At 67.5% G+C, this 13,747-nt stretch carries 12 protein-coding genes and 1 pseudogene; 4 read left to right on the top strand and 9 right to left on the bottom strand.

The genetic code is table 11. The features are described 5' to 3' along the window. The 4 genes and pseudogenes from A5625_RS11025 to clpB all read right to left on the bottom strand — a co-directional run. Positions 1–220: pseudogene (locus A5625_RS11025) on the bottom strand (orotate phosphoribosyltransferase); the annotation flags it as partial. After that, positions 207–983 (bottom strand): SDR family oxidoreductase, encoded by a 777-nt coding sequence (locus tag A5625_RS11020; RefSeq protein WP_066992897.1) that lies wholly within the window; start codon positions 981–983, stop codon positions 207–209. The gene A5625_RS11020 and the pseudogene A5625_RS11025, both read right to left, overlap by 14 nt. A gap of 57 nt (positions 984–1,040) precedes the next feature. Next, positions 1,041–1,919 carry a trehalose monomycolate transport factor TtfA gene (gene ttfA / locus A5625_RS11015; protein ID WP_066992894.1) on the bottom strand — a complete coding sequence of 293 codons (879 nt, stop codon included), beginning with the start codon at positions 1,917–1,919 and terminating at the stop codon, positions 1,041–1,043. Positions 1,920–2,086: 167 nt separating this feature from the next. Next, a complete protein-coding gene (clpB, locus tag A5625_RS11010; protein ID WP_066992891.1) occupies positions 2,087–4,633 on the bottom strand; it encodes an ATP-dependent chaperone ClpB in 2,547 nt (848 codons plus the stop codon). A gap of 731 nt (positions 4,634–5,364) precedes the next feature. On the opposite strand from clpB, the gene A5625_RS30740 reads away from it, so the two are divergent. From A5625_RS30740 to A5625_RS10995, 3 genes are read left to right on the top strand one after another with little or no spacing between them, the layout of a single operon-like run. Then, positions 5,365–5,739: a DUF3060 domain-containing protein gene (locus tag A5625_RS30740; RefSeq protein WP_082984363.1), complete on the top strand. Its 375-nt coding sequence runs from the start codon at positions 5,365–5,367 to the stop codon at positions 5,737–5,739. 31 nt (positions 5,740–5,770) lie between these two features. Next, positions 5,771–6,952 (top strand): FAD-binding oxidoreductase, encoded by a 1,182-nt coding sequence (locus A5625_RS11000; protein ID WP_066992888.1) that lies wholly within the window; start codon positions 5,771–5,773, stop codon positions 6,950–6,952. A gap of 2 nt (positions 6,953–6,954) precedes the next feature. Then, positions 6,955–7,866: an aldose 1-epimerase gene (locus tag A5625_RS10995; protein WP_066992886.1), complete on the top strand. Its 912-nt coding sequence runs from the start codon at positions 6,955–6,957 to the stop codon at positions 7,864–7,866. Positions 7,867–8,005: 139 nt separating this feature from the next. Here the strand turns inward: A5625_RS10995 and A5625_RS10990 are convergent, their stop codons facing one another. The 5 genes from A5625_RS10990 to A5625_RS10970 all read right to left on the bottom strand — a co-directional run bounded on the left by A5625_RS10990 (position 8,006) and on the right by A5625_RS10970 (position 13,198). Beyond that, positions 8,006–8,392: a heat shock protein transcriptional repressor HspR gene (locus A5625_RS10990; protein WP_066992883.1), complete on the bottom strand. Its 387-nt coding sequence runs from the start codon at positions 8,390–8,392 to the stop codon at positions 8,006–8,008. After that, positions 8,392–9,570 (bottom strand): molecular chaperone DnaJ, encoded by a 1,179-nt coding sequence (gene dnaJ, locus A5625_RS10985; RefSeq protein ID WP_066992879.1) that lies wholly within the window; start codon positions 9,568–9,570, stop codon positions 8,392–8,394. The genes A5625_RS10990 and dnaJ overlap by 1 nt, the downstream gene beginning before the upstream one ends. Before the next feature lie 60 nt (positions 9,571–9,630). Continuing rightward, the gene (grpE, locus tag A5625_RS10980) at positions 9,631–10,263 is read right to left on the bottom strand and encodes a nucleotide exchange factor GrpE (protein WP_066992876.1); all 633 of its coding nucleotides are present in this window, start codon (positions 10,261–10,263) and stop codon (positions 9,631–9,633) included. Next, complete coding sequence (gene dnaK / locus A5625_RS10975) at positions 10,260–12,125, bottom strand: molecular chaperone DnaK (protein ID WP_066992872.1); 1,866 nt, start codon at positions 12,123–12,125, stop codon at positions 10,260–10,262. The genes grpE and dnaK overlap by 4 nt, the downstream gene beginning before the upstream one ends. Positions 12,126–12,256: 131 nt before the next feature. Further along, a complete protein-coding gene (locus A5625_RS10970; protein ID WP_066992869.1) occupies positions 12,257–13,198 on the bottom strand; it encodes a LysR family transcriptional regulator in 942 nt (313 codons plus the stop codon). An 87-nt stretch (positions 13,199–13,285) separates the two neighbouring features. On the opposite strand from A5625_RS10970, the gene A5625_RS10965 reads away from it, so the two are divergent. Next, on the top strand, positions 13,286–13,747 hold a 462-nt coding region (locus A5625_RS10965; protein WP_156748130.1), incomplete at its 3' end, for an aldehyde dehydrogenase family protein.

Here is a 13,747-nt window from a genome sequence, read left to right as displayed (position 1 = left end):
CGGCGCCCAGGGTCAAACCGCCGACCACGGCGTAGTCCCAGTCGCTGGTCAGTTCGCGCATCAGCGAGCCGATCAAGGCCGAGGCGCGGTGGTGCAGGGTGGCCCGGCGCAGGTCGACGTAGTAGTCGGCCTCCTTGCCGGAGGATAGCGTCACCCGCCCGTGCACCACCGACAGGCGTCGCACCAGCTCCGCCAACTCTTGGAGGTCAGGTCCGGCCACGCCCACTCCCGATTCGTTTGGTGACCGCCCGCATCAGGGTCCTCGGTATGAGGCGCTCGGCGGCGATGATCGCCTTGTACTGCAGGCCCGGAATGCTGATCACCTTGCCGCGGCCGATATCGGCCAGGCTTTGGTTGACCACGTCGTCGACCTCCAGCCACATGAACGACGGCGATTTGGCCATGTCGATCCCGGCGCGCTCGTGAAATTCGGTGTGCACGTAGCCAGGGCACACTGCGTGCACTGAAACGCCGGTGCCCTGCAGGCCGACGGACAGGCCCTCGCTGAACGAGATCACCCACGCCTTGGACGCCGAGTAGGTCGACCCGCGTCCCGGCACCAACCCTGCCACGCTGGCGATGTTGATGACGGTGCCGGCGCCGGCCTCCAGCATGGCCGGCAGGGCCGCGCGGGTCAGGTGCATGACCGCGGTGACGTTGACGTCGAGCTGGGACTGCAGCAGCGCGGGGTCGGCGGACCAGAAGTCGCCGGAGGTGGCGAAGCCGGCATTGTTCACCAGGACGCGCACTCCCCCGGCGTTAAGCCGGTCGCAGACCCGTTGACGGTCCGCGACATCGGCCAGGTCGGCGGGCAGGATCTCGACGCTGCCGGAATGTTCGCGCAACTCGTCCGACAGCCTGGTCAAGCGCTCGACGTCGCGGGCGACCAGCACCACGTCGTAGCCGTCGCCGGCATAGCGGCGCGCGAACCCGGCGCCGATTCCGGACGTAGGCCCGGTGATCAGGGCGACGGGGCGAGGCATGAGCGACATCCTAATGACGGCGGCTTGGCCGGCCGCCGGGCTATCCGGGGCCCGTCGTCAGCGCTGGTAGTTGGTGGCCTGGTGGCCGTTGCGCCCAGTGTTCGGTGGGCGGCGGATGGTTTCCGAAGGCCCATCGGATCGAGGCTGCTCGCGGCGCAGCGGCTCAGCGGCGCGGCGGCCGGGCCGAAGGTCTGGGCCGAGCAGCCCCGCCACATCCTGCTGCGCGCGCCGGGGCGGCAGCTCAGCACGCCCCGCGGGCGCCAACGGCCGGCTGGGTGAGGTGTTGCGCGGCCCCGACGGCGCCCCGGTCTCCTGCGGGGTCTCCTCCGGCAGCGGCGGCAGCACCCGCAACAAGTCGTTGAACTGGCGTACGGTGCGCAGCCCCTCATCCCACTCCGCGCGGGCACTGGTGATCGGCAGGGCGACCAGCGTCCAGTTCTGCTCGTTCCACATGATTTCGGCGCTGTCCGGTGCGGTATGCGCGAAGGTGACCATGCGGCGGTCGCAGGCCCGGCGGGCGGCATCCAGATTGGTGGAGTACACCATCCGCGGCCCGATCGCGCCCAACAGCCAAATGTCGCTCTCCCGTGGCTCTTTGAGTCCCTTGAGGCGCAAATCCACCACCACATTGGTGCCCACCTTGCGGTGCAGCGCGATCACCGTGGCGACCTCTTCGAGGTCGAAGATGTAGACGGCCTCGCCGCGGATCTGACCCAGCACCACGTTCTGGGCGGCCACATCGCCCACCGTCGACATCACCCCGCGCTTCCAGCGCTTGAGGATGTCGGCCGATTCACGCTCGTAGTCGAAACCATGCGATCGCGCCCACGACTTGCGGCGCCTGCTGCGCCCGCGCCGCCGATCGATATCGACGTACAGCAGCACCCCCGCACCGACAAAACACAGCGCGGAGAGCGTGAACCAGAGGGGGACCATCCAAAACAGGGTATCTGCTATTGGGCCGGAACACAGAAGGTGACCAGGTCACAACCCAATCACAGCTGGCAATAGCTGCGTGTCGTCCGAGCGCCGGTGGTCCCCCTCCGGCTGTCCTGATGGTCGCGACCCGCTTCGCCCGGCTCCGCCGCGCTCGCGATCGCCACTCAGCCCAGGATCAGCGAGTCGCCGTCGGGGCTGACGTTCACCGGAACGGTGTCGCCGTCGTGCACTTCGCCGGCCAACAACATCTTGGCCAGCTGGTCACCGATGGCCTGCTGCACCAGCCGTCGCAACGGCCGCGCACCGTAGACCGGGTCGAACCCGCGGTGCGCCAGCCACTGCTTGGCCGGCAGCGACACCTCCAGCGTCAGGCGGCGCTGAGCCAGCCGCTTCTGCAGTTGGGCCAACTGGATGTCGACGATCTGCACCAGCTCACCGGGCTCCAGGCCGTGGAAGATGATCACGTCGTCAAGCCGGTTGATGAACTCCGGCTTGAACGCCGAGCGCACCGCCGCCATCACCTGCTCCTCGCTGCCGCCCGATCCCAGGTTCGACGTCAGGATCAGGATGGTGTTGCGGAAGTCGACGGTGCGGCCCTGGCCGTCGGTCAGCCGGCCTTCGTCGAGCACCTGCAGCAGCACGTCGAACACGTCCGGGTGCGCCTTTTCGATCTCGTCGAACAGGATCACCGTGTACGGGCGTCGCCGCACCGCCTCGGTGAGCTGGCCGCCCTGGTCGTAGCCGATGTATCCGGGCGGCGCGCCGACCAGCCGGGCCACCGAGTGCTTCTCGCCGTATTCGCTCATGTCGATGCGGACCATCGCGCGTTCGTCGTCGAACAGGAACTCCGCCAGCGCCTTGGCCAGCTCGGTCTTTCCGACGCCGGTCGGCCCGAGGAACATGAACGAGCCGGTGGGCCGGTTCGGGTCGGCGACGCCGGCCCGGGACCGCCGCACGGCGTCCGAGACCGCGGTGACCGCCTTCTTCTGCCCGATGACGCGCTGGCCCAGCTCGTCTTCCATGCGCAGCAGCTTGGCCGTCTCGCCCTCGAGCATCCGGCCGGCCGGGATCCCGGTCCAGGCCGACACCACCTCGGCGATGTCGTCAGGACCGACCTCCTCCTTGAGCATCACGTTCTCGCGGGCCTCGGCCTGGGGCAGCGCGGCGTCGAGCTTCTTCTCCACCTCCGGGATGCGCCCGTAGCGCAGCTCGGCCGCCTTGGCCAGATCGCCGTCGCGCTCGGCGCGCTCGGACTCCCCGCGCAACGTGTCCAGCTGTTCCTTGAGCTCGCGGACGACGTCGATGGCGTTCTTCTCGTTCTGCCAGCGGGTGGTCAGCTCGGACAGCTTCTCCTTCTGGTCGGCCAACTCCGAGCGCAGCTTTTCCAGCCGCTCCTTGGACGCCTCGTCCTCTTCCTTGGCCAGCGCCATCTCTTCGATCTCGAGCCGGCGCACCAGCCGTTCGACCTCGTCGATCTCGACGGGCCGGGAGTCGATTTCCATCTTCAGCCGGCTGGCGGCCTCGTCGACCAGGTCGATCGCCTTGTCCGGCAGGAAGCGCGCGGTGATGTAGCGGTCAGACAGCGTGGCGGCGGCCACCAGCGCGGAGTCGGTGATGCGCACCCCGTGGTGCACCTCGTAGCGGTCCTTCAGCCCGCGCAAGATGCCGACGGTGTCCTCCACCGACGGCTCGCCCACCAACACCTGCTGGAAACGGCGCTCCAGCGCGGCGTCCTTCTCGATGTACTTGCGGTATTCGTCGAGCGTGGTGGCTCCGACCAGGCGCAGCTCGCCGCGGGCCAGCATCGGCTTGATCATGTTGCCGGCGTCCATTGCGCCCTCGCCGGTAGCGCCGGCGCCGACGATGGTGTGCAGCTCGTCGATGAAGGTGATGATCTGCCCGGCCGAGTTCTTGATGTCGTCGAGGACGGCCTTGAGGCGTTCCTCGAATTCACCGCGGTACTTGGCGCCGGCCACCATTGAGCCCAGGTCCAGGCTGATGACGGTCTTGTCGCGCAGGCTCTCCGGGACGTCGCCGGCGACGATGCGCTGGGCCAGGCCCTCCACGATCGCGGTCTTGCCGACGCCGGGCTCGCCGATCAGCACCGGGTTGTTCTTGGTGCGCCGCGACAGCACCTGTACGACGCGGCGAATCTCGTTGTCGCGCCCGATGACCGGGTCGAGCTTGCCTTCGCGGGCGCGTGCGGTCAGGTCGGTCGAGTACTTTTCCAGCGCCTGATAGGTGGCCTCCGGTTCCGGGCTGGTGACCCTCCCGCTGCCGCGCACCTTGACGAAGCCGTCGCGCAACGCCTGGGGCGAGGCGCCGTGACCGGACAGCAGCTTGGCGACGTCGGAATCACCGGTGGCCAGGCCGACCAGCAGGTGTTCGGTGGAGACGTACTCGTCGTTCATCTCGGTGGCCAGCTGCTGGGCCGTCGTGACGGCGGCCAGCGACTCGCGCGACAACTGCGGTTGCGAGCTGGCGCCACTGGCCTGCGGCAGCCGCTGCAGCACCCGCTCGGTTTCGGCGCGGATGGCGGCCGGGTCGACGCCGACGGCCTCCAGCAGCGGCGCGGCGATGCCGTCCGCCTGGGTGAGCAGGGCCATCAGCAGGTGCGCGGGCCGTATCTCGGGGTTACCGGCGGCCGAGGCCGCCTGCAGCGCCGAGGTCAGCGCCGCTTGGGTCTTGGTGGTCGGGTTGAAAGAGTCCACGACGACCTCCGTTCAGTCCAGAAGGGTCAGAAAAATGCTTGTCCGGTTGTTCAACGCCGTCAAGGTTGAGTCTGTTCCGCTCAACTCTACCGAGTTTAGGGCGATACGGCGTAGGGGGTACCCCGGTATCGATGACGCAGACGACGCAGCACCCCGAGCAGGCCGGCGCGGAGCTGGCCAGACCGCCGCGCCGTGTTCCCCTTTCCTTTTGGCTGGCCGAACTTCTTCCGTTCCGTTGGTGGTACGTGTGGACCCTGCTGGCGGTCGGAGCCGCACCCGTCGCGCTGTGGGTGCAGCTGCCGAAAGCCTTCGCCGCGGTCGCGGTGCTCACGCTGGCGGGGATCTACGTTGTGCAACTGCGCGAGGCTCGCACCCGGATAGCGCTGCTGCGGTGGGGACGTGCGGCTACCGTCAACGGAACCGAAACAGTCCCGCACACAACGCATTCCACCGTAAAGACATGGTACAACGTCTACCTTCCGGTGGCGCACGGATGGACCGTCGCCCGCTGCCGCTGGAGCGGCGCGGACACCACGACCAAGGTCTACTACGCGCTCGATGGCCGCCCGGGAAGCCTGGTGGTGCGGGGGCGTGAGTACGTCGACGGTGTGATCCTGGCCGACGAACGCGATCCCGCGCGAGCGCGCTGCGTGACGTCGTTCGCCTACGACCTCGACCGCGACCTGACGGGCAACTGGGTCGGCAGGTTGCGCCCGCGGCTGCGCGTCGGGATGGCGTGCTGGCTGGTGATCGTGGTCGGCTGGCTGGCCCTGGCCGGGCTGGCGGCCACCGGATTCCGCACCGCCTTCGCCGACGACAGCGCCTCGCCGACGGTGCCGCAAGCCGGGACACTGCAGGTCAGCGGCACCGGTACCACCAAGACAATTCCGTGCCACGCCGGCTATCTGTCGGTGAGCGGCAAGAAGAACACCATCACCCTGACCGGGCACTGCACCAGCGTCAGCGTCTCCGGCAGCGACAATCGCGTCGCCGTCGACAGCACCGATGCCGTCAGCGCCTCCGGCACCGGCAACGTCGTTCTCTACCACTGGGGTTCGCCCAAGATCGCCAATATCGGCACGGCCAACACCGTCCGACAAGGCTGAGTTACGGCGGCCCAGCCTAGAATCGGGCCCCGTGAGCCTGGAGGACGCCGAAGCATTGCGGGTGCTGCGCGACGCCTTCGCACCCGACGCCCCGGGCCCCCACGGCGACTCCGGTGATCTGGTGCACCGCTTCTACACGCATTGGTTCGCCCTGGACAGCTCCGTGCGCGATCTGTTCCCTCCCGAAATGGCCGCCCAGCGGCGCGCTTTCGCCCACGCCCTGCACTGGGTGTACGGCGAACTGGTCGCCCGCCGCGCGCAGGAGCCGGTGGCGTTTCTGGCCCAACTCGGCCGCGATCACCGCAAATACGGTGTGCTGCCCCAGCATTACGACACGCTGCGGCGCGCGTTGCTGGTGACGCTGCGCTCGCACCTGGGTGCGGTCTGGACCGGCGCCGTCGACGACGCGGCCAGACAGTCGCTGAACCTGATCACCGGCGTGATGAGCGGCGCCGCGGACGCCGAAGAGGGGCCGGCCTGGTGGGACGGCACCGTCATCGAGCACTCGCGGGTGTCCCGGGATCTGGCCGTGATCCGCCTGCAGCTCGATCACCCGATGCCCTACCACCCCGGCCAGTACGTCAACGTCCACGTGCCGCAATGCCCGCACCGCTGGCGATACTTGAGTCCCGCCATTCCGGCCGACCCGGGCGGCGGGATCGAGTTCCACGTCCGCCTGGTCCCCGGCGGCTTGGTCAGCACCGCCATCGTCAACGAGACCCGCACCGGCGACCGGTGGCGGCTGTCCAGCCCGCATGGCGGACTGCAGGTCGACCGCGAGGGCGGCGACGTGCTGATGGTTGCCGGCAGTACCGGGCTGGCGCCGCTTCGGGCGCTGATCATGGACTTGTCCCGGTACGCGGTGAACCCGCGGATACACCTGTTCTTCGGCGCCCGATACCGTTGCGAACTCTACGATCTGCCGACCTTGTGGCAGGTCGCCTCGCACAATCCGTGGCTGTCGGTTTCGCCGGTCTCGGAGTACAACAGCGACCCGTCCTGGGCCGCCGACTACCCCGACGTCACTCCACCGCGAGGCCTGCATGTGCATCAGATCGGGCGGCTGCCCGAGGTGGTGACCAAGTACGGCGGCTGGGGCGACCGCCAGATCCTGATTTGCGGCGGACCGGCGATGGTCAGCGCCACCAAGGCCGCCTTGATCGCCAAAGGTGCTCCGCCCGAACGTATTCAGCATGACCCGCTATGGAGGTAGCCATGCACGTCGTCACCTTGCGCGACCCCTCGTCGCCGGTGGTTGCGCAGTTCGTCCCCGAGGCGGGAATGATCGGCACGTCGCTGCGCGACGCCGATGTCGAGCTGCTGGGCCAGCGCCGCGGCCTGGATGCCTACCTTTCGGACGGCAAGACGATGGGCATCCCGATCCTGTATCCGTGGGCAAATCGGTTGGGCGAGAACACTTATACCGCTCAGGACCTGACGGTGACCCTGACACCCGGAGAAAACGGAGTGCGCGCCGACCCCAACGGACTACCCATCCACGGCGTCCTGGCCGCCTATCCCGGCTGGCAGGTGACCGGTGAAGCCGCTGACGAACTGACCGCGCAGCTGGATTTCGGTGCCGATCCCCGATTGCTGGCCAGCTTCCCGTATCCGCATGTCCTCACGGTGGCGGTGCGTCTGGCCGCGCGGACGCTGACGGTTCGGACCACGGTCACCGCGACCGGCGATCAGGCGGTGCCGCTGTGCTTCGGGTTTCATCCCTACCTGCAGCTGCCTGACACGCCCCGGGCCGACTGGATCATCGAGACGCCGCCGTTGCGGCATCTGCGCCTCGATGACAGGGGGCTGCCGACCGGAGATGCCGAACCACAACCGGCCCGCCGAGAGGCGCTGCGGGATAACACTTTCGATGATGCCTACGATCAGGTGGCCGATGGCGCGGTGTTCGCGGTGAGCGGCGGCGGACGCCGCATCGAGGTGCATTTCGAGCGGGGCTACCCCGCCGCACAGATCTTTGCGCCACCGGCCGAAGACCCCGCAACGGCGATCGTGTGCTTCGAGCCGATGACCGCGCCCACCGACGCGTTGCGGCGGGGCGGCTATCGCTGCGCTTCGCCGGGTGAGCCGGCGGCGACGCAGTTTTCGATCCGAGTGCGGTCACAGTGACTACTTGGGTCACTGCAGTCGCCCCCTGGCGAGCACTAGGTGAATGCGAAAAGCGCTACCACATGGGCTAGCGCTTTTCGTGAACTTTGTATCCCGCCGGAGGCAGAAACTCTTGGGGCACAAGTGAATCGGGCGAGAATCAACGTCCCCGACGCGGCTGCCACACCACCACCGCGGTGCTCTTGGGCACTACCGCCACATCGCGACGCTGGCTGGCACGCGTCTGCGTCAGCTCTTCGGTCAACTCCTTGACCCGGGACTGCAGCGCCTCGACCTGATTGGTCAGCTCGATGATGCGCTTGATGCCGGCGAGGTTGACCCCCTCGTCCTGAGAGAGTCGTTGCACCTCACGCAGCAGGTCGACGTCGCGCTCCGAATACCGGCGGCCCCCACCGGAAGACCGGCTCGGACTGACCAGGCCGAGCCGGTCGTAGGTGCGTAGCGTCTGGGCGTGCATGCCGGCCAGCTCAGCGGCCACCGAAATCAGGAAAGTCCTTGCCTCACGCCCTTTTTGGTTCTTGGCCATCAGCGGTTACCCGCCCATCCCGCCCGGGGGTCGAAGCCGCTGGAACGCTCGGCCGCAGCGTAGGCTTCCAGCGCCTCCTGGGCAGAACCCTCCACATTGGGTGGCACGGCGACCTTCACCGTCACCAGCAAGTCACCGTTGCCGCCGCTGCGTTTGGGAACGCCCCGGCCGCGCACCCGCAGGATGCGGCCGTCGGCGGTGCCCTTGGGCACCCGGACCCCGACCTTGCCGTCCAGGGTGGGCACCGAAATGGTTGAGCCCAGAGCCAACTCGGTGAAGCTGACCGGAACGGTCACGGTGAGATCGTCGCCGTCGCGGCCAAACACCTTGTCCGGGCGCACATGTACCGTCACATACAGGTCACCCGACGGCGCGCCGCGCAGCCCCGCCTCGCCCTGGCCGGGCAGCCGGATGCGCTGTCCGTCCTCGACGCCGGGCGGGATCCGCACGTTGATGGTGCGGGTGCGGGTAGTGACACCGGTGCCTTTGCACTCGTCGCAGGGGTGCTCGATGATCGAGCCGCTGCCCCGGCAATCGGTGCACGGTTCGGAGAAACCGAACGCGCCCTGGTTGCGGTTGATCACGCCGGAGCCGTTACAGGTGGGGCACACCTTCGGGCTGGTGCCCGGCCGCGCCCCACTGCCATGGCAATTGGTGCACGGTGCCGGACTGGTCAGCCGCAGCGGCATCGCCACACCCTTGGCCGCCTCGATGAAATCCAGCTGGGTTTCGGTCTCGAGGTCGTTGCCGCGGCGCGGCCGGCTGGGACGGGCACCCGAACCGCGCCCGAACAAGCCGCCGAACAGGTCGCCGATGTTGGTGCCGCCGCTTCGGCCGGCGGCATCGAACAAATCGTTGAGGTTGAACTCAGCGCCATCTCCGCCGACGTTGAAGCCCCCGAATCCACCGGTGTCGAACCGGCGTCCGCCAAACCCGCCGCCGGCGAACAGCCTTCGGGTTTCGTCGTATTCCTTGCGCTTGGCAGGATCCGACAAAACGTTGTGCGCCTCCGAGACCGCTTTGAATCGTTCGCCCGCGGCGGGGTTGTCGGGATTGGCGTCCGGGTGCAGATCGCGCGCCAGCTTGCGGTAGGCGCGTTTGATCTCTTCGGGACTGGCGTCAGAGGAGACGCCCAGCTCCTTGTAGAAGTCCTTTTCGACCCATTCACGCTGGGCCATGTTGCGTCACCTCCTCACCACTTCCTTTTGGTCTCTCGTCCAATGTGTTGATTGTCTGCCTTATTCACCGGAGGTGTCGGCGTTATCGTCCGTGTCGGCCGGACCGGTTTGGGCGGATTCGGGTGCGGCAGCCGCCCCATCCTCGTCGGCGATCGTGTCAACGACGCCGACCAGAGCGTGCCGCAGCACCTGGTCGCCGAGCTTGTAGCCCTGCCGCATCACCGTGCCGATCACCGGACGGGACCCGTCGCCCTCGTGCTGGACGGCTTCGTGCAGCACCGGATCGAAGTCCTCGCCTTCCTGGCCGAATGCTGTCAGGCCGAGCCCGGTCAGCGCGCTTTCCAGCTTGTCGGCCACCGACTTCAGCGGCCCGGACTCCAGGTCGCCGTGCTTGCGCGCTCGATCGAGATCGTCCAGCACGCCCAGTAATTGGTTGACGACGGCGGCCTTGGCCCGGTCCGCAGCGGCCTGCTGGTCGCGCAGCGCCCGCTTGCGGTAGTTGGCGAAGTCGGCCTGCACGCGCTGCAGGTCGGCGGTGAGCTCGGCGACCTTGCCTTCGCCCCCCGCCGGCTCGCCGGCCGGCGCCCCTCCCGGCGCACCGCCGGGAGGGACCTGCCGTACTTCACCGGTCTCAGGATCGATTCGCCGCTTATCGGTGACCGTCACCTGTTCCTGTGGGTTGCTTTCCGTCACTTGGACTCCCGGTCATCGTCGACCACCTCCGCGTCCACGACGTCGTCAGCGGAGCCCGATGGCCCGGACGCGCCGCCGGACGCGCCGGCCTGCTCGCCGGCGGCCTGGGTGGCCTCGTAGATCGCCTGTCCGAGCGCCTGCGACTCCTGGCCCAGCTTCTCCATCGCCGTCTTGATGGCGGTGATGTCGGTGCCGCCCAGGGCCGTCTTGGCCTCGGCGATCGCTGCGTCGACCTTGGACAGCGTGTCCTCGGGAACCTTTGAGCCGCCTTCGGCTTCGCGCTGCTCCTTGACGAACTTCTCCGTCTGGTAGACCAGCGATTCGGCCTGGTTGCGGACATCGGCTTCCTCGCGACGCTGACGGTCCTCCTCGGCGTGCGCCTCGGCATCCTTGATCATCCGGTCGATCTCCTCCTTGGACAGGCCGGAGCCCTCCTGGATTTTGATCGTGTTCTCCTTGCCGGTGCCCTTGTCCTTGGCCGTGACGTGCACGATGCCGTTGGCGTCGATGTCGAAGGTGACCTCGATCTGCGGGACGCCGCGCGGAGCCGGCGGGATGCCGGTCAGCTCGAAGGAGCCGAGCAGCTTGTTGTGCGAAGCGATTTCGCGCTCACCCTGGTAGACCTGGATCTGCACCGACGGCTGATTGTCGTCGGCCGTGGTGAAGGTCTCCGACCGCTTGGTGGGGATCGTGGTGTTGCGCTCGATGAGCTTGGTCATCACGCCACCCTTGGTCTCGATACCCAAGCTCAGCGGCGTAACGTCAAGCAGCAGAACGTCTTTCACCTCACCCTTGAGGACACCCGCCTGCAGAGCGGCACCAACGGCCACCACCTCGTCGGGGTTGACGCCCTTGTTGGGCTCCTTGCCACCGGTCATCTCCTTGACCAGTTCCGACACCGCGGGCATGCGGGTGGATCCACCCACCAGCACCACGTGGTCGATCTCGGAGACCGAGATACCGGCGTCCTTGATCACGGACTGGAAGGGCTTACGGGTGCGGTCCAGCAGATCCTGTGTGATGCGCTGGAATTCGGCGCGGGTGAGCTGCTCGTCGAGAAACAGCGGGTTCTTGTCCGCGTCGACGGTGATGTAAGGCAGGTTGATCGAGGTGCTCTGCGAACTCGAGAGCTCGATCTTGGCCTTCTCGGCGGCCTCACGCAGCCGCTGCATCGCCATCTTGTCCTTGGTCAGGTCAATTCCGCTGGTGCCCTTGAACTTGTCGACCAGCCACTCGACGACGCGGTCGTCCCAGTCGTCCCCACCGAGGTGGTTGTCACCACTGGTGGCGCGGACCTCGACCACACCCTCGCCGATCTCGAGCAGCGAGACGTCGAACGTACCGCCACCGAGGTCGAAGACCAGGATGGTCTGTTCCTTCTCGCCCTTGTCCAGGCCGTAGGCCAGAGCCGCGGCGGTGGGCTCGTTGACGATGCGCAGCACGTTCAGGCCGGCGATCTGGCCGGCCTCCTTGGTCGCCTGACGCTGGGCGTCGTTGAAGTACGCCGGAACGGTGATGACCGCGTCGGTGATGTCCTCACCGAGGTAGGCCTCCGCGTCGCGCTTCAGCTTCATCAGCACCCGAGCGCTGATCTCCTGAGCGGTGTACTTCTTGTCATCGATCTCGACGGACCAGTCGGTGCCCATATGCCGCTTGACCGAACGGATGGTGCGGTCGACGTTGGTGACCGCCTGGTTCTTGGCGGGCTGGCCGACGAGCACCTCGCCGTTGCGCGCGAAAGCGACGATGGACGGGGTCGTCCGCGAGCCTTCGGAGTTGGCGACGACGACAGGGTCACCGCCCTCGAGAACTGCGACGACGGAGTTGGTGGTCCCGAGGTCGATACCGACCGCACGAGCCATAGTGATTCCTCCTGATGATGTAGAGCTTGTTTGGTGCCACTATGCTGAGTGGACCCCGCTCAAGCCTGCCCTTCGGGCCGGTGGGCTGTCAACCCAGCATTGAGTGTGGTTCGCTCAACTTGTTGATCATGTTAACGGCGGTTGGTGCGCCCTTGTTCCCGGGGTGCCCAACTTTTCGGGGCTTCGTCGGCGACTTCCTCCATCAGCGCGAGCAGCGCACGGGTGGCCGCACTGACCGGCCGGGTCGCCGACGTCGCGACGTAGAGCCGCCACTGCAGGTCATGCCCGGTGACCCGGACACTGACCAGGCCCGAACTGTCGATGCCCTCCAGGATGGACCAGCTCAGAAAACCGATGCCCAGCCCTTTGCGGATACAGGTCGCCGCCGTGCCGATGTCGGCGACCTCCACCGCGACGGTCCGCTCGACACCCGCGGCGGCAAACGCGGTGTCGACCACGGTGCGGTTGCCGTATCCGGGCGGTCCGTCGACGAACGGCATGCCCGCCAGATCGGCCAGCGGAACAGCCTTGCGCCGGGCCAACGGGTGATGGGCCGGGACAACCAGCAGCAGCGGAACCGAGGCGACCAGCCGTGCCTGCAGGTCACTGGGCGGTGGGCCGGTGAAAACCAAGAAGGCGACGTCGAGGTCCCCGTCCCGGAGTTGGCTGGCCAGCCCGGCCGATCCGGCGCTGGCCGCACGCAGGTGAACGACGACTTCCGGATGGCGGGCGTGCAGTTCGGCCAGCACCGTCGGCAGGTCGATGACGGTGATTGACGTCAGCGTGCCCACCGTGACGGTGCCGCGCAGGGTGCCCCGAGCGGCGCTGACCGCGTCCTTGGCCGCGCGGGCGGCGTCCAGCGTGGTCCGGGCGTGCGGTCGCAGCGCCTCTCCGGCAGGGCTCAGTGCCACGCCGGCCGGGCCCCGGACGAACAACTCGGTGCCCAGTTCGCGCTCGAGTGCCTTGATCGTGGCCGAGACTCCGGACTGCACGACGTGCAGGCGTTTGGCCGCCGCGGTGAAGCTCCGGTTGTCCGCGACCGCGAGAAAGTATTCGAGATGACGAAGCTCCACACCGGCAATTATCACTGCTAGTGATGGTATTTATCAGGAGATATCGTTGGTGCTGATCCCAGCGCAGCGCATACCGTGACGATCGCCATGGATCAGCAGCAGACCCTCACCACCATCGACACCCACTGGTCGTCAGCTTCCGCCGACGACCAGTTCGCCGTCGAAAATCCCGCCACCGGAAAGATCGTCACCCTGGTGCAAGGTGCCGATACGGCCCAGGTGGATCAGGCCGTTCGGACCGCGTACGCCGCGCACCTGGACTGGAAGCAACGCCCGGCCCGTGACCGTGGCCGCTACCTGCGGCAGATCGCCGACGTCATCCGCGCGCACGCCGACGAGATCGCCGAACTCGAGTCGCTGGAGATGGGCAAGCCGATCACTCAGGCGCGCCAATTCGACGTGGAAGCCGCGATCGGGATCTTCGAGTACTTCGGCGGCATGGTGGAGGCGCTGCCGAGTCAGGCGCGCGACTACGGACTGGTTTTCGACGTGACCACGCTGGAGCCCTACGGCGTGATCGCCGGCATCGTGCCCTTCAACTGGCCGCCG

Source organism: Mycobacterium sp. 1465703.0 (assembly GCF_001672975.1).
GTDB lineage: Bacteria > Actinomycetota > Actinomycetes > Mycobacteriales > Mycobacteriaceae > Mycobacterium.
The sequence above is the reverse complement of the archived record's forward strand: the minus strand, read 5'-3'. Positions and strand labels throughout refer to the sequence as shown.